The sequence below is a fragment of the Microcoleus sp. CZ3-B2 genome, from assembly GCF_036705055.1.
Lineage (GTDB): Bacteria > Cyanobacteriota > Cyanobacteriia > Cyanobacteriales > Microcoleaceae > Microcoleus.
Genome location: NZ_JAUBTN010000039.1, coordinates 32,489 through 53,624, shown reverse-complemented (window position 1 = coordinate 53,624; position 21,136 = coordinate 32,489). Strand labels below are relative to the sequence as shown.

Sequence of the window (21,136 nt, the reverse complement as noted above, 5' to 3'; positions counted from 1 at the left end):
CAGCAACTGTAGCGGTGCAAGCCTCACGGATGCAACCGTCCCTCAACAGGTTCGGTAAATACCCCTTCATCGCAAGGTCTACCGCCCGCAGTATAGAGATCAGCACCCTATCGAAGACTGTATTAAAGCAGGACTCACTACCCGTAAACCGCGAGGTAATATCGCAGTCCTGAATAACCAGACTATCGCAAAGATAGAAAACCAAAATTTTGTAGAGATTGGAGCCGGAACACCCCTATGGGAAAAGTAGTTGGAATTGACTTAGGTACCACAAACTCCTGCGTCGCAGTTATGGAAGGCGGCAAACCCACCGTCATAGCCAACGCCGAAGGGGGTCGTACCACACCTTCGGTAGTAGCATACGCTAAAAACGGCGACCAGCTTGTCGGACAAATCGCCAAGCGCCAAGCCGTGATGAACCCCGAAAACACCTTTTACTCAGTAAAACGGTTTATCGGACGCAGAAATGAGGAAGTAGCCAACGAAACCACCGAAGTTTCGTACCAAGTGCTCAACGTCGGCGGTAACGTCAAACTCGACTGTCCCGCCCGCGGCAAACAATTTGCTCCCGAAGAAATTTCCGCGCAAGTTTTGCGGAAACTCGTAGAAGACGCCAGCAAATACCTCGGCGAAACTGTTACCCAAGCGGTAATTACAGTGCCCGCCTACTTCAACGATTCCCAGCGCCAAGCTACTAAAGACGCTGGCAAAATTGCCGGGATAGAAGTTCTGCGGATTATTAACGAACCTACAGCCGCAGCTTTAGCTTACGGATTAGATAAAAAAAGCAACGAAACCATCCTGGTATTTGACTTGGGCGGCGGTACTTTCGACGTATCGATTCTCGAAGTCGGCGATGGCGTATTTGAAGTGCTCGCAACGAGTGGAGACACTCACCTCGGCGGTGACGACTTCGACAAAAAAATCGTCGATTTCATTGCTAATGACTTCCAAAAAGCCGAAGGAATTGACCTCCGCAAAGACAAGCAAGCACTGCAACGGCTGACGGAAGCTGCAGAAAAAGCCAAGATTGAACTGTCGAGTGTTACTCAAGCAGAAATCAACTTGCCGTTTATTACTGCGACTCAAGACGGGCCAAAACACTTGGACACGACTTTGACGCGGGCCAAGTTTGAAGAACTCTGTTCCGATTTGATCGATCGCTCTCGCATTCCCGTAGAAAACGCAATCCGCGACGCGAAATTAGACAAATCTGCAATTAATGAAGTTGTCTTGGTCGGCGGTTCTACGCGGATTCCTGCGGTGCAAGAACTGGTCAAAAAAATCCTCGGCAAAGACCCCAACCAAACAGTAAACCCGGACGAAGTGGTTTCTGTAGGTGCAGCAATTCAAGCCGGCGTGCTCTCCGGTGAAGTCAAAGACATCTTGTTGCTTGACGTTACCCCGCTGTCTCTGGGTGTCGAAACCTTGGGCGGCGTGATGACCAAAATTATTCCTCGCAACACCACAATTCCTACTAAGAAGTCGGAAACTTTCTCGACTGCTGTAGATGGCCAAACAAACGTGGAAATTCACGTTTTGCAAGGCGAACGCGAAATGTCGGTTGACAACAAAGGTTTGGGAACTTTCCGCTTAGATGGAGTTCCGCCGGCTCCCCGTGGCGTACCGCAAATTGAAGTTACTTTCGATATCGACGCTAACGGTATTTTGAATGTAGCTGCCAAGGATAAAGGTACTGGCAAGGAACAATCGATTAGCATTACCGGTGCTTCTACATTGCCCAGCAATGAAGTCGAGAAGATGGTGAAGGAAGCCGAAGCAAATGCGACTGCTGATAAGGAACGTCGCGAAAAGATCGATCGCAAAAACCAAGGCGACTCTTTAGCCTATCAAATTGAGAAACAGTTGGCAGAATTGGGCGATAAAGTCCCAGATGCTGACAAGACTAAAGTTGAAGGGTTGATTAAAGACTTGCGGGAGGCGATCGCCAAAGAAGACGACACAGCCATCAACACACTGACAACCGAGTTGCAGCAAGCGTTCTACGCTGTCAGCAGCAACCTGTACCAGCAAGCTGACGGTTCCACTGGCGGCCCGACTGGCGGCCCGACTGGCGGCCCGACTGACGGCGGTGACGACGTGATTGATGCCGACTTCACTGAAGGCAACAAATAGACATTTCCCATAATTCCTGTGTAGCAGGCTGGAAGAGTCTGCTATTTACAGGCTGGTGAGGATTCGTCTAATGCAGAACAAGTGCGATCGGACTTTCCCGATTAAACTGAGAACAGACAGCTAAAAGCCAGAAACCCGGTTTTGAAGAAAAACCGGGTTTTTTGGGTGATGAATTACCCACAAATCCGGTTTTCCCACAAAAACCGGGTTTCTGAGGCTGAGACGATCCTGACATCTTGCACCATTTTCAATCAGCCCTAGGGGCCGGTTAGCTAAGGGAATTAAACCTGCAGATAGCTGAAATAAACCCGCCCCACCCCAGCAGATAACCCTTGATTGACATTGCTGCAAGATATCAGATGTTCCCGACAATAAACTTCAGACTGGTTGAATAAATATCATAAACTAGCTATCAGATCGCAACCAGGAGTAAATTAAATGTCTCGTCCTCCCCTACAAAACTCTGCCGCAAATAGCCCAAATAAATCCCAGACTGCATCCTTGCGACGACTCCGCCAAATCAGCCACTTACTAGATAATGCAATTCCCATTCCCGGCACCCGTTACCGCATCGGACTCGATCCGATATTGGGACTGATACCGGGCGGTGGCGATTTAGTTGGTTCGATTTTTGCAGGCTATATTGTCTTCAAATCCGCTCAAATGGGAGTGCCGCAAGAAACTTTAATAAAAATGGCAGCTAACATTGTATTTGATACAGTTGCCGGTACAGTACCTGTGGCTGGAGACTTGCTTGATGTTGCTTGGAAAGCTAATGTCAAAAATATAGAATTGCTGGACGCTCATTTAGGTTCCCCAGAACCCAGTAAAAAAGCCGATTGGTTATTTGTGGCGGCTTTACTGTTAGGTTTGATCTTAATTATGGGAGGCATGATTTTCTTGAGTGTCATGCTTTTTGGGTGGCTATTTCAAGTATTTACTGGACGGTAATATAGCCTTTCAAGCGAAAGATGAGATACTGTCGGGAATAGGGCATAGGCCTCCGTGGGCATAGGGCATAGGCCTCCGTGGGCATAGGGCATAGGGCATACCTCACTTTTTTGAGAAAGGCTATATGAGATTTTAGGGTAAGAATGATGAATGGGCGATCGCCACCAACAATTTACTATAGCAATCCTAAATCAATTTAAATAACTGGCTCCCAACAATAGCCTGGAAACCCTGTGCCCAAAAAGGTTAGTAGTAAGGTTCGCAGTGCGGAATGCGAGTCCGCACTACGAACCTTAATCTGGTTAATTGAACGGAAAGGATATTATTTGTTTCATATCAATTCCGGTTGCACTCATACATGATGTCAACAGTCAACAGTCAACAGTCAACAGTCAATTTACTATTCCGATGAAGAGAGGATTTGAGATCGTATCCCGATCTAGCAACGCCGATCGGTCATATTTATCAATTTCCTCTCAAAGTCATTTTGTCAAGGTCTAAGTCCTAGATTAATCTGTGGAGAAAATCTCAAATCTCAAATTTCAAAGGGATTGACAAATTCCCATAAGCGTGCATTCCCAAACTAATCGCGGCTGTACGTAGTTTAGCAAATATTGTCGCGCTTTTTCTAAGGGTTCTAAGGGCGATCGACCAATTCCCCCGGTCAAAAACTGCTGCCAATAACAATGCTGTAAATAATCGATCAACCACAACTGAGATTCAGTATCCAAAGTTTTATCAATTTCCTTGGCTAATTCCAAAGCACACCGCAAATTTTGAGGCAACTGTTTCACCTTTTGCAGGAAATCATCGGGGATTGACTGCAGTTGCTGCCAAATAGCAATTGCCTCGCCAGGGCTTCCCTGAGCCATCCCCATTACCTCGGGATGGGATAAAATCTCCGCGAATCCGGCTTGCTGCAAAACTTGTGCCATTGCTTCGGAATTGAGCCGCGAAAACTGGATTTTTTGACAGCGAGAAATCAAAGTTGGCAGCAAAACGTCCACAGTGGGAGCAATTAAAATTAAGGCTGCTTTTCCCGGTTCTTCCAAGGTTTTTAACAAGCCGTTAGCCGCTCCCTCGCCCATTGTTTCTGCTTGCTGCAAAACTACAACTGAACGCCCAGCTTCTAGAGGCGGTCTGCTCAAAAACTCACTGATTTCTCGAATTTGTTCTAAGCGGATTTGGGGCGGTGCTTTCCGCTTTAAACCTGCTTCTTCTGCTTCCTTTACCGAAAGCCGTTTGCCTTGGTTCATGTAAGTTGGTTCTACCCAGAGCAAGTCTGGATGGTTTCGCTGCCGCACGCGATTTTGCAGGGAGCTGATCGATTGTTTTTCGGGAAGATTGACTGAGAATAAAAGCTCGATGAAACACTGAACGGCTAAACTTTTGCCGATGCCGTTAGAACCTACAAATAAATAACCGGGAGCAATTCGGTTGCGATCGACTGCTTGGGTTAGTAATTCTACGGCTCCATTTTGTCCGATTAATGATGAGAAATAATCCATGTGATAGTTGACAGTTGATAGTTGACAGTTGACAGCCCCCTGATATCAATTCCGTTACGGAATTATTCATTTCTCTCTAATCTCTCTAATCTCTCTGTGTTCTAGTAAGGTTAAATCATTCCGATGTTAACGGATTTGATATAAGTTGCGAGATAATAAGGAGGCTCTTCCTCGCCTATCTGCATTACCAGGCAGAGCGAAAGTAACGAGCAATCGCTTAAGTTATTAAATTTTCATTCCTTACTTTTCGGAATTGGGGTTATTTGAATATCCCCAATCTTCTAGCCTGCGAGTTACAATGGTTTGGATTTCCTGGGCGACTTCATCTTCAGACCGATCGCCATTTATGCGAACAATGCGAGATTTATGTTCCTCGGCTAACTCCCCAAAACCTTGCTGCACGAGGCGGTGAAAGTTCAAATCAGCTTGCTCCATCCGATCGCGCTCTCCCCGAGCCCTTACCCTCGCCAAACCCGCTTCCACGTCAATATCCAGCCACAAAGTCAGATCGCTTTGCAAGCCGCCCGTGGCAATTTCATTCAACTGCTTAATTAAATTTAACTTAAGACCGCGGCCGTAGCCCTGATAAGCAATCGTAGAGTCAGTAAAGCGATCGCACAAGACAATCGTTCCCTTAGATAACTCTGGTTTCAGAAAAGTTTCGACGTGCTGAGCGCGATCGGCCGCATACATCAGTAATTCTGCCATCTCCGATACCAATTCTCCAGAATCTTGTTTAAGCAATAAATGTCGCAGTTGCTTTCCGAGCTCAGTCCCCCCCGGTTCGCGAGTAGCCACCAACCCGACTTTCAAATAGCAACTTGATTGCAGCCAATGTATCAACCGCTGCATTTGAGTAGTTTTACCCGCACCTTCGCCGCCCTCAAACACAATAAATTTACCCTTCATGAGCCTAACTTTCCATCTAAATAAAATAAATCCATATTGTACTGTCGATCTCTTCTAGGTTCGGTATGATAAGAAAGTCTAAATGCCTCACGGCTGGAGTTTTCTATGGCTCGCTATACTGGTTTTTTTATCGTTGCCGTTCCGATCGACCGTCTCCGTCAGTCTCTGATTGAAATTTTAGAGTCATGCAATCTTGATATTATCTACAATACAGGAGATTCCCTCATGGCTCGCGAAATTCCCGGTCAAGTTTCGATTCCGAAACTTGTCACAGCAGAAGTCCTAATCGAAAAAAACACGGCCAGCGACTCAGAGGTTCGCATGAACTTCGTGATTAAAAACGAGGAACTACCACTGCAAACCAATAACCACTGCCGTCAAATGTTCGAGCTAGTCAGTCATTCAATTATGAAAAACAATAATTGGCGGCTCTTGGAAAGTATGGCACTGTAGCCATCAGTCATTAGTCATGAGTCATCAGTCATCAGTCATCAGTCATTAGTTTGTGGCTAATGACCAATGACTGATGACTTTTATCTGCCAGCCCTACATTTAAGCTCGAAATCCCCGGCGCAGCAACAAAGAATTTGTCACAACGCTAACAGAACTAAAGGCCATAAATGCACCGGCCGCCGCAGGAGTGAGTAGAATTCCGGTTGCAGGTAGCAAGATACCGGCTGCAACTGGAATTCCCAGAGTATTGTAAACAAAAGCCCAGAATAAATTTTGGCGAATCTTATTAAAAGTAGCGCGACCGAGGTCGATCGACTCAACAACATCCATCAAAGCATTTCGCATCAGCACAATTTGAGCCGTCTCCACAGCCACATCAGTGCCGCAGTGCAAACCGATACCGACATCAGCTTGAGCCAAAGCAGGCGCATCATTGATGCCATCCCCCACCACAGCCACTTTACAGCCTTGAGCTTGCAAACTGGCGATCGCCCTCGCCTTCCCATCCGGCCGCACTTGGGCCAAAACATCAGCCGCCGCCAAACCTAGCTGCTGCTGCGCCACCGCCGCCGCCTCCTCCGTATCCCCCGTCAGCATCATCACCCGCAATCCCATCTCCCGCAAACGTTCCACCGCCGCCTTCGCATCCGGCCTCAGAGTATCTTTTAGCCCGATTACCCCCAGCAAAACGCCCCCAGAAGCAACGAAAACCGCCGTTTTGCCTTGGCAAGACTCCAAAAGTTCTGCAGCCACAGCCACGCCCTGCTCCCTCATCCACGCGGCATTCCCCGCGAACACCCGCCGCCCCTCAACCAAAGCAGAAACCCCTAATCCCGGTTCCGTGTAGAAATCCTCAGCAGCCAGCAGCGGCAAACCTTGCTGTTGCGCTTCCAGCAAAATCGCTGCGGCGATGGGATGACAAGCGCCCCTTTCCACCGCTGCGGCAATTTGCAGCAGTTTTGAGTCAATTGTGGCAATTGTGGAAGCAACATCTTGGCTGTTTCCCACATTAATATCCGAGTTCAAATCCCAATCCGAATTCTGGAAAATCGGCAAATAATCAGTGAGTGTAAGATTGCCGGTTGTGAGAGTGCCCGTCTTGTCAAAAACCACCGTATCTAATTGATGCACTCGTTCTAAAACATCGCCACCGCGAATTAAAAGTCCGCGCTCCGCGCCGATACCAGAACCGACTAAAATTGCAGTTGGGGTAGCAAGTCCCAAGGCGCAAGGACAAGCGACAACTAAAACTGCGATCGCCAATTTCAAACTTAACAACACAGAAGATTGATAATGGATAATAGGCAATTGGTAATTGGTAATTGGTAATTGGTTTACCATGCCCCATGCCCCATGCCCCATGCCCGATGCCCCATGCCCCATATCGTGTTCTAAAAGCACAGAAGGCCAAATATGAGTTCCGGCAAAATACCAAAATAGGAAAGTTAAAGCCGATATCGCCATAACCCCATATACAAAATATCCGGCGACAGTATCAGCTAAATTTTGAATCGGCGCTTTGCGAGTTTGGGCTGCTTGCACCAAAGCCACCATTTGAGCTACAGTTGTTTCTTGACCGGTGCGAGTTGCGCGCATCACAATTGCGCCGGATTTATTGATAGTTCCCGCTGCGACTGTATCTCCTGGTTGTTTCAAAACAGGCATCGATTCGCCAGTCAACATCGATTCATCTACAGTTGTTTTACCTTCGCAGACTTCGCCGTCTACGGGAATTTTTTCCCCTGGTAAAACTTGCAGCCATTCTCCGACTCGGACGCGATCGGCTGGAATTTCAATGTATTGTGGATTGTAGAGTTGAGATGTCGAGTTTGGGGGCAATTCTTCCGAGTCTAAATTTAAAATCGGCAGTTTAAAATCAACTAAGCGGGCTGTTGCCGGCTGCAATGCGATTAAAGCTTGCAAAGCTGATGCAGCGCGCCGTCTGGCTTGCTGTTCGAGAGTTTTACCCAACAAAATAAAGCCCAGCAGCATCACTGGTTCGTCAAAAAAGCACTCCCATCCCATCTGCGGAAACAGCAGCGCCGCGTTGCTAGCGGTGTAAGCTGTGACAGCGCCTAAAGCTACTAAAGTATTCATGTTGGGTGCGTTTCGCCACAAACTGCGGCAGCCGTCAACGATAATCGGGCGGCCAGGTAGCAGCAATGCGAGGGTGGCGAGTCCCCAGTGAAACCAGATGTTGCTGAGAATTGGGGCTTTGGTGCCGAGTATGTGACCTAAACCGGATAGAATAATTAGGATAAGGGCGATCGACAATTGATTGATTTGCTGTCGAATTTCTTGCCGCCGCCGTTCAACTGTTGCCGCTTCGGCTTCTTGCTGATTTCCACCTAACCGAGACACAGAGGGAAATCCATTATCAGTCAACTTTTTTGCTAAAGCTTCTGCATCGACAGCCCCCGGTTGGCATTCAACCGTTGCAACTTCTACTGCTAAGTTAACGCAAGCTGAAATTACACCTGAATGCTGCATGAGTTGGCGTTCAACTGCTTTGGCGCAGCCGGCACATTTCATCCCGCTGACATCGAAAGTCACAAGTTCTGGCGGCGGGGATTCTTTAATTGGGATGATTTCTGGTTGATTTTCGGAGATTGTTTTGGGGACAAATTGCATTTTTTTTTGTATAGATGAGTAGGTTTTTGTATTTCGGAAATATTTGGATGTACTGTTCAGACAAATGCTTGTATTTTGATAGTAGATAAATTTGGCGGCATCTCCCGAAAGTGTTAGTTTTTTTTAATTCTTATTAATTGCCCGGTTGAAAGCGGATCTCTATTTGATACAATCAGTGAATTGCTTCGTTAGTATCCAGCTTTTGTCTGACGAATTTAGCTATGACACCAACACCAAAATATTATATTGTCAAACGTCTGGCCGGTAATTGCGAGATTTTGCCGTTGGCGGAGCCCTCACAAAAGATCGCCCAAATCGAAGAACAAGACCCTACTATTATAGACAAGTGGGGCCCTTACGATTCTGCAGAAGATGCGATCGCCCGACGCATCGGTTTAATTCGCGCGGGAAAATGTCAACCGCAATAAATAAACTTGAAGGACTAAAGTCCTCACTACGAACCAGGTTTGTAGTGAGGACTTTAGTCCTTCTTTGATGGAGTTTTTGTTGGTGACTAAAAACTACTTGGATTTAGAAGGTGCTGCACTCGGTTTTGCCTGCGCGGTAGTCGGTTTGGGCGATGCAGAATTGGGTTTCAACTGAGCTTTGTCGTTCCCTGTTTTGCCAGTAACTTCTTTTGTCAAAACTTCTAAAGCCTTCGCGTATTGCGGATCTGCCGCCGTAGCAATTTTATCGCGATCGCGCCTCAACTCCTGTTTTTGAGCGTCGGTGAGTTCAATCACAAAATCCGGTTTAATTCCCATGTGATTGATATCAGTGCCGTTGGGAGTAAAATATTTGGCAATTGTCACCGCCAAACCCGAACCATTTCCCACGCCGCGTACCGACTGCACCAAACCCTTACCAAAAGTCTTTGTACCAACCAAAACCGCGCGTTTGTTGTCTTGCAAAGCACCGGATAGAATCTCGCTAGCACTGGCTGAACCTCCGTCTACGAGTACAACCAAGGGTTTGTCAGTAATCTCTCCCTTGTTTGCAGTTTGTCTGTCGGCCTCCCCGACTCGATCGACCGTCGAGACGATCGTACCTTCCTTGAGCCACATCCGAGCAATTTCAATACTTCCGTACAGCAACCCGCCCGGATTGGAACGCAAGTCTAGGATATAGCCTGTCACCTTTTTCTGTTCCAAATCCTTCATTGCCGATCGCATTTCCGATGCAGCATTCGCACTAAACTGATTTAAGCGAATGTAGCCGATTTCGCCGATCGGGCTTTTCTGCACCGAATGTCGCACCGGATGAATTTCAATTTTAGCGCGCTTGAGCTTAAAATCAATTTCCTTTTTGTCCCGCAAGATAGTCAGAGTCACATTACTATTTACCGGGCCGCGAATCAAAGTTACCGCTTGATTCGTATCCATACCTTCAGTGGTTTTGCCGTCAATCTTAGTAATGATATCTTTTGCCAGAATACCAGCAGTAAAAGCAGGGGTATCCTCGATCGGCGAAATCACCACCAATTTTTTAGTTTTCTCATCTTGAGTCAACTGAATCCCAACTCCTGTCAATTCCCCAGAAGTTTCCACCTGCATATTTTTGAACTCTTCAGGATCCATAAACCGCGTATAAGGATCGTCCAGCTTCTTCAGCATTTCCCGAATTGCTTTGTAAGCTTCATCGTCGCTGGTATAAGTGCGGTTCAAATAATCATTTCGCACCGCTTTCCAGTCAACCTGGTTAAAAGTGCCATCAACATAACTTTTGTCAATAATCTGCCAAACTTCATCAACCAATTCTTTAGGACTTCCCCGAAAAGAAGCCAGAGATTTAGAACTGCAACCAGTGTTCACAAGAGTTACAGCAGTGAGTGCAACTGCTGCAGCACTTAGAATAAGCCCTCGTTTTGTTATAACCATTTGTCTGACGCGCCGGAGCAAAAGATTTCAGAATAATCACGCCCAATCTAACACAGGCAAGGCTTGGTCGGATTTTGGATACATATTTATTCAACTTTGCCGAGTTGTATTCCCGAAGCCGAGGCCGCCGCGCCTGAATGCGGACGCGGGTGTAGGAAGTTGATTTGCCAATGCCTAGAATCCTTTGTATATCTGCTGCACAAGTCTCGATCCCCCTAAATCCCCCGGATAGTCGGGGGACTTTGAGAAGACTTTCTTGTCCCCCCCCTCTTCTTAAAGGGGGCTAGGGGGACTTCGATCGCTCTTGTCCCCCCCGACTATCCGGGGGAGTAGGGGGCAAGCTAAGGGGGGATCTGGCCTCAGATAGAAGCGAGATTTTTCAAAAGTTGCAGTCTCTGTGTTGACACCAATCCCATCGTGCCCGCCCCAAACCTACTCAGGTTCAACCCAGCGATCGTCCGACTTAATCAAATCAATCAATTCTGCCACACCCTGAGACTCAGGAACCTTCTTAATTTCATCCCGGCCGCGGTACAGAGAAATATAACCCGGTTGCTTCCCGACATAGCCGTAGTCAGCATCAGCCATTTCTCCAGGCCCATTGACAATACAGCCCATTACTGCTATATCCAAACCAGTGAGATGCTTCGTCGCCTCTCTCACTTTGTGCAAGACTTCCTCTAAATTAAACAATGTGCGGCCACAGGAAGGACAAGCGACATACTCAACCATCGTTTTCCGCAATCCCAAGGCTTGCAGAATGCTGTAGCAGACAGGAATTTCCTTTTCTGGGGCCTCTGTCAGCGAGACGCGGATAGTGTCGCCGATGCCGTCAGCCAACAGCGGGGCGATGCCAGCCGTGGATTTAATGCGGCCGTATTCGCCATCGCCAGCTTCCGTAACGCCCAAATGCAGCGGGTAATCCATGCCCAGTTCGTCCATCCGGTGCGCCATCAAGCGGTAAGCAGCCACCATCACCGGCGCGCGGGAGGCTTTCAGCGAAATCACGATGTTGCGGAAGTCGAGGGATTCGCAAATTCTGATAAATTCTAGGGCGGATTCTACCATGCCTTCGGGGGTGTCGCCGTAGGTAAACAGCATCCGTTCGGCGAGGGAACCGTGATTGACACCGATTCGCAAAGCTTTACCTTGATCGCGCAGGGAAATCACCAGAGGTTCCAGGGTTTCGCGGATTTTTTCGCCAATTTCCGCGAATTCCGCGTCAGTGTATTCGGTTCTGTCGGCTTTCGGCTTCTCGAACACGTAAAGTCCGGGATTGATTCTCACTTTGTCTACGTGTTTGGCTACTTCCAGGGCAATTTTCATGCCGTTGTGGTGGACATCGGCAACCAGGGGCACGGCTTGGTAGGTTGCTTGCAATTTTTGCTTGATTTCGGCTAAAGCTTTGGCGTGGGCCATGCTGGGCACGGTAACGCGGACGATTTCGCAGCCAATCTCGTGCAATCGCCGAATTCCTGCGACTGAACCGTCGATGTCGAGGGTGTCTTCGTTAATCATCGATTGTACGACGACTGGGTTGCCTCCGCCGATGGTGATGCTGCCGACTTTGACGGGACGGGTTTTGCGGCGTTTGATGCTGGTGTCGAAAATCGGCTGAGGGTTGGGGGTTTTGGTTGGATTCGGCAGAGTTTGCATAGTTGATTGGTAGAGTTTTGTTACGAAGGTCTATAAAATTGTGTCTGCTGTTTTTTAGGTTGCCATAGAAAGGGTCTGTTTGGGTAAACAGGTTTTGGGATTTAGGATTCTTAATGAGATTGCTGCGAATTTGTCGATCGAATTATGTCGGAAAAGGGCGATCGAACTAAAAGCCAACCATCACCGGGAAGGCGAACTGAAGTTGGGCCCGTGGAACTAAACCGCACTTAGAAAATACAGTTAAAATACAGGCTAGGCCGAGATAAAAATTAATATTGGTTGGCGGTGAGGGGAATGATTTGGACACCGGGGCAGCGCTTAAATGGCGATCGGTATATCATTGAAGGCAAGTTAGGTGAGGGCGGCTTTGGGGTCACGTACCTAGCGCAGAAGGCGCAAAACAGGCAGCGGGTTGTCATCAAAACGCTGAAAGATGAATTATTGAGCGATCGAAATTTTGCCTGGTTTCGGGACAAATTCCGGGATGAGGCGCTACTGCTATCTTTGTGCAAACATCCCAATATTGTGCAAATAGACAACTATTTCATTGATGGTGATTTGCCCTGTATTGCGATGGAATATGTGGCAGGGGAAGATTTGTGGAAATTGGTAGAAAAGCGCGGTATCCTGTGGGAAACCGAAGCTTTAAACTACATCCGCAAAGCAGGAGAAGCCGTAATAGTTGTTCACGAAAAAGGTTTGCTACACCGGGATATCAAGCCACAAAATATTATGGTACGCGACAATTTTGATGCAGTTTTGATTGACTTTGGTTTGGCACGGGGTTTTATTCCCGATCGCACTCAACAAATGACTTTGGGATTAACACATGGTTTTGCGCCTCCCGAACAGTACGGGGAAATGGGCAGATTTGCTGAGTACACAGATGTTTATGCTCTGGCAGCAACGCTATACTATTTGCTAACGAAAACACCACCAACTGCTGCATTTATGAGGGCTTTCAATGATCCTTTAAAGCCGCCGTTTCAGATTAATCCTAATATTAGCGATGGGGTGAATCGAGCAATTATGAAAGGGATGGAAATGGATGAGACAAAGCGCCCTCAGTCGGTTCAAAAATGGTTGGCTATGCTTCCCCAATCCCCCGGCAATCGGGGGCAAAGAGGGGGTGTTTCACCAACGATTCCTAGCCCGCAGCCCGCGTCACAACCTGTAAATTTGATTTCAGCAAAAGGAGTTGATTATCGTCAACTCGATCGGCTGTTGGCTAGCGGAAAGTGGCAAGAGGCGGACGAGGAAACGGTGAATAAGATGCTGGAAGTAGCGGGGAGAACAAAGGATGGCTGGCTGAGGGGTGAAGATATCGATCGATTTCCCTGTGAAGACTTACGAACTATTGACCAACTTTGGGTAAAATACAGTAACGGACGTTTCGGCTTTTCGGTGCAGAAACGCATCTATGAAAGTCTGGGGGGAAGCAGAGAATACGATCGGAAAATTTGGGCAGCTTTTGGCGATCGGGTAGGTTGGCGTGTACAGAATAACTGGTTTTGGGGTGTACAGAATAACTGGTTGTTGTATGAAGATTTAAAATTTGACACCAAAACACCAGGACAACTCCCGCGAGGTAGGATTGGTTGGTTGAATGGTAGGAGAGGGTATCTATTCTATCGCTTTGATACTTGTAATATTTAACATCTAAGCGTTACAGGGTTTCGTGAAGATTTATAACCAACGCTTGAACCACGAAACCGCGCCTGTTCTACGTTTCCTATACCTGGCACATTCGATTTACCAAATTACTAAAGAGTAGAAATTAGCTATTTTTTGATCGGCTGTAATAATAGCAGCTTGACTTCTTTTGGCAACTGCTACAACCACTCTATCTGCTGGATCTCGGTGTTCCCATTCTAATTTGACACTTTCTAGCCAAATGTCCTCATCAATTGGAACGATCCGAATAACATTAGACTTTTTTAAAGTAGCGATATAGTCATCAATACTTACTCCTAAATCTAACTTATGATTTTTGATCTTGATAGCTATTTCCCAGATGGCCGTTGATGGAACTAAACCATTTTTTTCTTGTTCCATCTGCTGACAAGCATCTTTTGCCGATTGAGAAAGTTTCTCTGGATCTAAACTCCACCAGATGAGAGCGCAGGTATCAAGGACAACTGTCATACTTCCTGCCATTCTTCAGTTGTTGGCGCAGTTAAATCTTCAAAATATTTTACTTTTCCCCGCATATCCTTAAATAATTCTTCAGTTGAAACAGACTTTTCATACTGAGAAATTCTCACAACTGGTTTATTGCCATCCATCACTAAAATTTCTTCGCCTTCAAGCTCGACAAGTCGCAAAAATTCTAGTAATTGAGCTGTTAATTGACTTTTGTCTATGGTTTTCATAGGACAATGATTGGTGTTGTGTTCAAACTATATTATATCTCAATACGGTTCACTGAGCAAAGGATGTCATTGCGATTCAAGAAAGCAATCGCAGGGACTATGAAGCTTTTGAGTTAAAGGAGGTGCGAGGCGAGCAATTCTTTTTTTCCTGATTAACTTTTACCCAATCGTACCTCATCTTTATGAGAAAAGCTATACTTAATCTATGGTGAAAGCTTTAGAGGCGATTTATCTGCCAGATGCGAATCGATGGATTAATTGGATACAAAGAGGCATTTAAGCCACATTCGATATCATAGCAAATCCTGCTTTAATATCGGGTTGATTCTTCAGTCCCCCTCTGCTAAAACTTCGTTTGACAAGAAACAATTTCAATCGCCGATCGCCTAAAATCAAAAATCAGCTACAATAAAAAATTAAAAAGCAATCAAAAAACATCGCCATGAGCGTAATTGCAGCCAAATGGACGATCGCCCAACCCACCCGCCACACCAGTAAGCTATCGCGCAAATAAACATTGCATATTCAGGGCGGGCGGGACACCCCCACAAAAGTTATATTTTTTTGACATTCAATTTAAATGCCACAACAGCTTAACCGCCATTATATAGTTTTTTTTCTCCCGCGCAGCCGATCGCCTAAAATGATGTCCGGTCAATTAATCGCAATAAAAAATGTTTGTAGTGAGGACTTTAGTTATTAATATCGTGCTTAGGTTGCACCTTGCCGCTCAGTCATATCGTTTCCGGTGGCATTGGAATAATGAAATTGAGTCAACAGTCAACAGTCAACCATTCAGTTTTTAGACCCGAATCAACAGTCAACAGTCAACAGTCAACAGTCAACAGTCAACAATTCCGGTATGAGGGCAACCGGAATTGATATCATTAGCTAGTATTCAGCACTTAGTAGTTATTAGTCAGATGGCAAAAGAAAGAAGGAATAATATCTACTTTTGCAGTCTTGCCTGTTTATTTGCTAAACTAGAGGTTGCGCTCTGTCAATAAACGTTAGATTTATGCACAGGTTATTCACTGGGAAACTGCAGGTAGACTGTTTAACAATACCGATCGCAAATTTTCCAGCAAATCTATCGGGTACTAAAATTGTACAGCTTACTGACTTTCACTATGACGGGGTGCGGCTGTCGGAATGGTTGCTAGAAGAGGCAATTGCGGCGGCTAATGAAGCCGAACCAGATTTAATTTTTTTAACGGGGGATTTTATTACCTTCGATCCGGCACCTATTCACGACTTAGTGCAGCGATTGAAAAAGTTGCAAAGTCGGATGGGGATTTATGCGGTTTTGGGGAATCACGACCACTATTGGCCGGGGGCAAAAATTGAGGTTGCTAATGCTTTGAATAACGCAGGTATTCGGGTGTTATACAACGAAGCCATTTATCCTTTGGGGGCTGAGTTGGCTTTAGTTGGGTTGGCAGATTTTTGGTCGGGCGATTTTAAGCCTGAACCTGTAATGACATCAATAAATCCGGGGATTTCTCGGATTGTATTGTCTCACAATCCTGATACTGCTGAAAAGCTGCAAAAGTGGCGGATTGATTTGCAGTTTTCCGGGCACACTCACGGCGGTCAAATTGTGATTCCCGGTATCGGGCCTTTGTATGCTTGGGTGAGAAAAATTGGCTATTTGATTCCTCAACCAATCCGAAAGTGGATTCCTCTTCTGTCGGCTTGCGATAGAGTAGTTAGTCACTGGGAATGGGCTAGCGGTTTGCATCGGGTTGGGAGTAATTTGCTGTACGTGAATCGCGGTTTGGGAACTTATGCGCCAGGGAGGCTATTTTGTCGGCCGGAGGTGTCAGTAATTACTTTGATTTGTCAAGAACAGGGGGCGGTTGAAACGGCTTCTACGCGAGACTTGCACCCGACGGGAACGGGTTGAAGACTGACGGTTAAATTTAGGTTGTTTTCTTGTGTCTGCGGAGGCGGAGGATAGTTTGATTCTTGCGGAGTTTCAACCGCCGCCTGCATCTACGAGATTTTTTGGGCAATTATTATTAACTGCCTTCTCCAAAGCGATAGCCTCTACCGTAGACTGTGTTAATTAGGGTGGATTCGCCTGGGGCTTCTATTTTACGTCGCAGCAGGCGAATTTGAGCGGCTAATACGTTGCTGCTGGGTTTATCTGTTTCACTCCACAAGTATTGGTGGATTTGTTCGTGTGTTAGCAATTGACCGGGATGGCGCATTAAGTATTCTAATAACTGACATTCTTTTTCTGATAGGTCAATTGTCCGATCGCCCCGATAAGCAATTTGATTGTCGTAGTCTAGCTGTAAGTCTGCAACTTGCAGCCGCCCGACAGCCACCTCGGCATCAAAAGTAGGGGGGCGTCGCAGCAAGGCGCGGACTCTGGCTAGCAGTTCTCGCAGTTCAAAGGGTTTAACTATATAGTCGTCTGCGCCGGCATCGAGTCCTTTGACGCGATCGTCTAGGGTATCTTTGGCGGTGAGAAATAGCACTGGTGTATTCCGTCCTTGCGATCGCAATTGCTGACAAATTGCCAGTCCGGTTTGTCTGGGAAGCATCCAATCTAAGATTAGCAAATCGTAAGATTTCTGCATTGCTAAATTGCTGCCTGTCGCGCCGTCAATTGCCACATCAACTGTATAACCTTCGCGGCTTAAAACTCGACTCAAAGGGTCAGTCAACTCAACTTCATCATCAACTAAGAGAATCCGCATCTTGATTTTACATTTTAGTTTTTTCGACTTCGCTCAAAACAAGTTTTAGATGTCAGATTTAAGCATGAATTACAGGAAGCTTGCAGACAAGTAGGTTTTGTAGGGATTTTCCCCCTGCGGTTGCTTTGTCTGCCGTGAGGTTAAGTTTAGGAATGCTTAGGTTAAGCAAACTGATTTTTGCTATATTTTAAAATGTGGAATATTTTCTGATTCGCTGTAAGCTGCTGCTAGCCATTCCTGGATTGCAGGAATTGCTAAAATCGCATCAGCATAAGCTTTTCCCTCTGCATTGAATTTGACTCCGTAGGTGACAAAACGCAGGACGATGGGAGCAAACATAGCGTCAACAATTGTGAATTTTCCGAACAACATAGGGCCACCTGTTCCGAAGTTTTGACGGCATTCGTGCCACAGGGTAAAGATGCGGTAGATCTCTGCTTCGACACTGGCAGTCATTCCTTCTCCGGGATAGCGGTTGCGGCAGTCCATCGGCATATTTTGGCGCAGATTTTGAAACCCCGCGTGCATTTCAGCGCAGATGGAACGGGCGATCGCCCTTTGGGCGATATCTGCAGGCCACAAATGATGCGCGTAGCGATCGGCAACATACTCGCAAATTGCTAAAGATTCCCACACTTTCAAGTCGCCGTCGATTAAAACAGGCACTTTTCCCGAGGGAGAATAGCGCCGAATTTCCGCGTGGCTTGTCGGCCCGTCTAGGGGGATTCTCACTTCCGTAAATTCTAGTCCAGCTTGTTTCATCACCAGCCAAGCACGCAGCGACCAAGAGGAATAATTTTTGTTGCCAATAACAAGAGTCAATTCGGTCATAGTTTAGCTGTGAGTTATTTGCGATCGCCCGTTCAATTTTCAGTTTTAGAGTTGAATACACAAAGGATAGTCCAGTTCTGTGCAACAGCCTCTGCAAGCATCTTACATTAACAACCTCCCAGCGTTCCGCGTTTTTCGGCAAACTGCGATCGGGTGGTGTCATCGAACACGCTTAATTTCAACTGAGATGAGAAACCTCTGAGCCTGGGGATTCTGGGGTGGTTAGCGGTAGGTACGGCTACTGTATAATCCATTTCCTCTGCCTCTAGACCGCCGCCTGAGAGAATTTCATCTACTGTAACTTTCAGGGAATCCGGGTCTACACTGTGAAATTCTTCGTCAAATTCTTGACTGTCAAATTCTTGATTTTTTTCCATACTGACCGCCCTTTAAAAAAGTGACTCTATAAAAACTTACTAAATATAATATATACCAAAACAAAGGATCCAGCAATAGCGTAAATTTATTTTTAACTGTGAACTATATGTGTTATTCTGAGTTTGGCAAAAGCTGTTTATGCTTGTGCCGCGATCGCCCCTTCCCAAATTGAGCAATTTACACTTTAAAAATTGACATGATTACTGTTGCACTTCCCAAAGGCGGATTGTTAGGAGATAGCATTCGGCTGTTTAAATCGGTTGGATTAGACTTCAGCGCTTTTCTAGATTCCTCTAACCGACAACTTCAAATTTATGACCCCACCGGAACAGCAAAAGCTTTGCTAGTCAGGACGCACGACGTGCCTGTTTATGTGGAATACGGTCAAGCTGATTTGGGGATTGCCGGTTATGATGTTTTGCGGGAAAAAAAACCGAAAGTTGCTAATTTAATTGATTTACAATTTGGCAAGTGCCGGCTGTCGGTGGCGGTGAAGGAATCTAGTTCCTATCGGCGAAGTGTGGATTTGCCACCTCACGGTAGAGTTGCTTCTAAGTTCGTCAACTGTGCGAGGGAATATTTTCACAATTTGAACTTGCCGGTGGAAATTGTGCCGCTTTACGGTTCTGTGGAGTTGGGGCCGATTACGGGTATGTCGGAGGCTATTGTGGATTTGGTTTCGACTGGGAAAACTTTGCGGGAAAATGGTTTGGTGGAGATTGATATTTTGTTTGAAAGTTCGGCTTATTTGATCGGTCATCCTTTGAGTTACCGTTTGAATTCTGGGGGAGTTAATGAGTTGATTGGGAAGTTGAGGGAGCAAGTTTTGACGACGGTTTGATGTGGGTTTAAGTTAGAATATTTTTATCGGTTCGGAGTAAGGAACTTAGTCATTATTGTTAAATATGATGACTGAAGTCCTTACTAGCAACGGTTTTATTTAGCTTATTTCCGAGCTGCTATTGGCAGGTATAAGACCTAGTTTTTCCCGGCATTTATCTATATAAAAACTGACGACTGTATCTGCAGGGTTTTGTTCGATTAGTTGCTGAAAGTATCCTAGGGCGGCGACAAATTTTTGGGCTTGCCATCCTTGAATTCCTTTGTCAAATAAAGCCTGGGTAAGCTGCTTAGCCTGGGAGTCTGGACTGGATGCGGGCCAGATTTCGTAGATTTCAATAGCTTGCTGCTTGCCGCGCGGGGTTACTCTATCGATCCAGCGATAGTAATAATTATTGCTGGCTGAATGGCTGCAGGCTGCTTTCGCGTGAGAATTTGCAATCATGCTTTCTGCTGTTTTTGCTTCCAAGTCGCACTTTAATAATAGACTTTCTTTTGAGTTTGAATTCGGACTTATGTTATTTAGAAATTCTCTGGCGTGAACGATCGCATTTTCGCTAACAATAATTTGGCAGCCATATATTTTAGTTAAATTTTCTAAGCGAGAAGCTGTATTTACTACATCGCCGATGACTGTAGAGTCCATCCGGCGATCGGAACCCAAGGTGCCGATCATGCCGATCCCGGTGTTAATTCCTGTACCGATGTTGACGGGATATTCTAAATTGTATTTATGGCGATCGGCATTAAATTCCTGCAAACTTTCTTGCATGGCTACTGCGGCTTCGATCGCATTTATAGCGTGAGAAGTCGGCAGATCGAATACTGCCATGATGGCATCGCCTAGGTATTTGTCAATAAACCCGCCGTGGGACGTGATGCAATCGTTCATTTTAGTAAAAAAAGCGTTCAACCATTCAAAGGTTTCGTGGGCTGGTTGAGATTCTGCGATCGTCGTAAACCCGCGAATGTCGCAAAATAGAATAGTCAGCTCTTCTTCTGTGACATTTCCCAATTGAATCGATTCTATGCCTTTTGGGGCAATTCGTGTGAGAATCTGCTCCGGTACAAATAGCTGAAATTTTTCGGCAATATATTCGCTAGCCTCCCAAGCTGCGGCGATTTGGCGCTGGCTTTTTTCTGTGACTTGCTGGTTGAATTGGGAAGTTACAACTTGCGATCGCATTTGGCTCAACTGCAAAATATTTTTAATTTTTGCCAGCAGCAAGCAACTGTTAAAAGGCTTTGTTAAATAATCATCTGCCATCCTTTCTAACCCTTTGAGGCGAGAGGTGTCGTCACTGAGGGCAGTCAAAAAAATCACCGGTACAGTTTGTAAAGCCGTATCCTTACGCAGGATCTCGCAGACATCAAAACCGTCCATATCCGGCATCATAATATCAAGTAAAATTAAATCTGGTCGAAATGTGCGCGCGAGGGAGAGCGCTTCATCGCCAGATAGCGCTGATACTGTGGTGTATCCTTCGACTTGCAATAACTCTTGGAGTAAAGTCAGATTATCTGGCTCGTCATCAACCAACATGATGCAGGGCGACTTGTTTGACATGGAATCTGATAGGTAAAGTTTGTCACCGACCGGCAAGGACGAAAAATTGAGGTATTTAGCAAGGATTGACGGACGATCGCCTAGAAATCGGATTTTTTCCGATAATACTGCGTCCAGATTTTTAATCGGGTCAAAAACCCGATTTTTTTAGTTTAATAGCGTCCAGAACAGATTGTGTTGTATTCTTGACCTTTTCCTCTCCTGAAAAGAGATGCCCCCGCTCGATCGCCGAAATATTTGAGTTCGGTTAAGATAAATTGATTTTACATTCAATTTAAAATTTCTCTACTATTGAGTTTAGCCTTTCCCATGATGAAAT

The 21,136-nt window shown here is 46.0% G+C and carries 18 protein-coding genes; 7 read left to right on the top strand and 11 right to left on the bottom strand.

Translation table 11 applies throughout. From position 1 onward, the window contains the following. Positions 1-237 precede the first annotated feature (237 nt). Positions 238-2,136: a molecular chaperone DnaK gene (gene dnaK, locus QUA97_RS17920; RefSeq protein ID WP_194070961.1), complete on the top strand. Its 1,899-nt coding sequence runs from the start codon at positions 238-240 to the stop codon at positions 2,134-2,136. A 438-nt stretch (positions 2,137-2,574) separates the two neighbouring features. Then, positions 2,575-3,087, top strand: coding sequence for a DUF4112 domain-containing protein (locus QUA97_RS17915; RefSeq protein ID WP_194012690.1), 513 nt, complete (start codon positions 2,575-2,577; stop codon positions 3,085-3,087). 542 nt (positions 3,088-3,629) lie between these two features. On the opposite strand, the gene QUA97_RS17910 is transcribed toward QUA97_RS17915, so the two are convergent. After that, positions 3,630-4,595 carry a DNA polymerase III subunit delta' gene (locus QUA97_RS17910; RefSeq protein ID WP_194070959.1) on the bottom strand — a complete coding sequence of 322 codons (966 nt, stop codon included), beginning with the start codon at positions 4,593-4,595 and terminating at the stop codon, positions 3,630-3,632. A 240-nt stretch (positions 4,596-4,835) separates the two neighbouring features. Continuing rightward, positions 4,836-5,504, bottom strand: a complete 669-nt coding sequence (tmk, locus tag QUA97_RS17905; protein ID WP_333195420.1) for a dTMP kinase — start codon at positions 5,502-5,504, stop codon at positions 4,836-4,838. Positions 5,505-5,609: 105 nt separating this feature from the next. On the opposite strand from tmk, the gene QUA97_RS17900 reads away from it, so the two are divergent. Next, the gene (locus tag QUA97_RS17900) at positions 5,610-5,957 is read left to right on the top strand and encodes a hypothetical protein (RefSeq protein WP_194012637.1); all 348 of its coding nucleotides are present in this window, start codon (positions 5,610-5,612) and stop codon (positions 5,955-5,957) included. A gap of 99 nt (positions 5,958-6,056) precedes the next feature. On the opposite strand, the gene QUA97_RS17895 is transcribed toward QUA97_RS17900, so the two are convergent. Further along, a complete protein-coding gene (locus QUA97_RS17895) occupies positions 6,057-8,588 on the bottom strand; it encodes a heavy metal translocating P-type ATPase (protein WP_333195419.1) in 2,532 nt (843 codons plus the stop codon). Positions 8,589-8,809: 221 nt separating this feature from the next. Here QUA97_RS17895 and QUA97_RS17890 point away from each other — a divergent pair, with 221 nt between their 5' ends. After that, entirely contained in the window at positions 8,810-9,016 is a 207-nt protein-coding gene (locus tag QUA97_RS17890; protein ID WP_333195418.1) for a DDE transposase family protein, read from the top strand. A 93-nt stretch (positions 9,017-9,109) separates the two neighbouring features. On the opposite strand, the gene ctpC is transcribed toward QUA97_RS17890, so the two are convergent. Further along, entirely contained in the window at positions 9,110-10,465 is a 1,356-nt protein-coding gene (gene ctpC / locus QUA97_RS17885) for a carboxyl-terminal processing protease CtpC (RefSeq protein ID WP_333195417.1), read from the bottom strand. 432 nt (positions 10,466-10,897) lie between these two features. After that, complete coding sequence (gene ispG / locus QUA97_RS17880) at positions 10,898-12,121, bottom strand: (E)-4-hydroxy-3-methylbut-2-enyl-diphosphate synthase (RefSeq protein WP_194067871.1); 1,224 nt, start codon at positions 12,119-12,121, stop codon at positions 10,898-10,900. Between the two features lie 294 nt (positions 12,122-12,415). Between ispG and QUA97_RS17875 the strand changes: the two genes are divergently transcribed. Beyond that, complete coding sequence (locus QUA97_RS17875; protein ID WP_333195415.1) at positions 12,416-13,777, top strand: serine/threonine-protein kinase; 1,362 nt, start codon at positions 12,416-12,418, stop codon at positions 13,775-13,777. Between the two features lie 96 nt (positions 13,778-13,873). Here the strand turns inward: QUA97_RS17875 and QUA97_RS17870 are convergent, their stop codons facing one another. Both QUA97_RS17870 and QUA97_RS17865 read right to left on the bottom strand, forming a co-directional pair. After that, entirely contained in the window at positions 13,874-14,278 is a 405-nt protein-coding gene (locus QUA97_RS17870; protein WP_333195413.1) for a type II toxin-antitoxin system VapC family toxin, read from the bottom strand. Continuing rightward, positions 14,263-14,493 carry a type II toxin-antitoxin system Phd/YefM family antitoxin gene (locus tag QUA97_RS17865; protein WP_194067868.1) on the bottom strand — a complete coding sequence of 77 codons (231 nt, stop codon included), beginning with the start codon at positions 14,491-14,493 and terminating at the stop codon, positions 14,263-14,265. The genes QUA97_RS17870 and QUA97_RS17865 overlap by 16 nt, the downstream gene beginning before the upstream one ends. Before the next feature lie 1,018 nt (positions 14,494-15,511). Between QUA97_RS17865 and QUA97_RS17860 the strand changes: the two genes are divergently transcribed. Then, on the top strand, positions 15,512-16,399 hold the full coding sequence (locus QUA97_RS17860; protein WP_194010087.1) for a metallophosphoesterase: 888 nt from the start codon (positions 15,512-15,514) through the stop codon (positions 16,397-16,399). 115 nt (positions 16,400-16,514) lie between these two features. On the opposite strand, the gene rppA is transcribed toward QUA97_RS17860, so the two are convergent. The 3 genes from rppA to QUA97_RS17845 all read right to left on the bottom strand — a co-directional run bounded on the left by rppA (position 16,515) and on the right by QUA97_RS17845 (position 18,409). Then, the gene (rppA, locus tag QUA97_RS17855) at positions 16,515-17,201 is read right to left on the bottom strand and encodes a two-component system response regulator RppA (protein ID WP_333195410.1); all 687 of its coding nucleotides are present in this window, start codon (positions 17,199-17,201) and stop codon (positions 16,515-16,517) included. A gap of 180 nt (positions 17,202-17,381) precedes the next feature. Next, positions 17,382-18,032, bottom strand: a complete 651-nt coding sequence (locus tag QUA97_RS17850) for a glutathione S-transferase family protein (protein WP_194010085.1) — start codon at positions 18,030-18,032, stop codon at positions 17,382-17,384. A gap of 107 nt (positions 18,033-18,139) precedes the next feature. Next, the gene (locus QUA97_RS17845; RefSeq protein WP_194010084.1) at positions 18,140-18,409 is read right to left on the bottom strand and encodes a hypothetical protein; all 270 of its coding nucleotides are present in this window, start codon (positions 18,407-18,409) and stop codon (positions 18,140-18,142) included. A gap of 197 nt (positions 18,410-18,606) precedes the next feature. Between QUA97_RS17845 and hisG the strand changes: the two genes are divergently transcribed. Beyond that, entirely contained in the window at positions 18,607-19,251 is a 645-nt protein-coding gene (gene hisG / locus QUA97_RS17840; RefSeq protein WP_194010083.1) for an ATP phosphoribosyltransferase, read from the top strand. A gap of 99 nt (positions 19,252-19,350) precedes the next feature. Here the strand turns inward: hisG and QUA97_RS17835 are convergent, their stop codons facing one another. After that, positions 19,351-20,817 carry a response regulator gene (locus QUA97_RS17835; protein WP_194010082.1) on the bottom strand — a complete coding sequence of 489 codons (1,467 nt, stop codon included), beginning with the start codon at positions 20,815-20,817 and terminating at the stop codon, positions 19,351-19,353. Positions 20,818-21,136 lie beyond the last annotated feature (319 nt).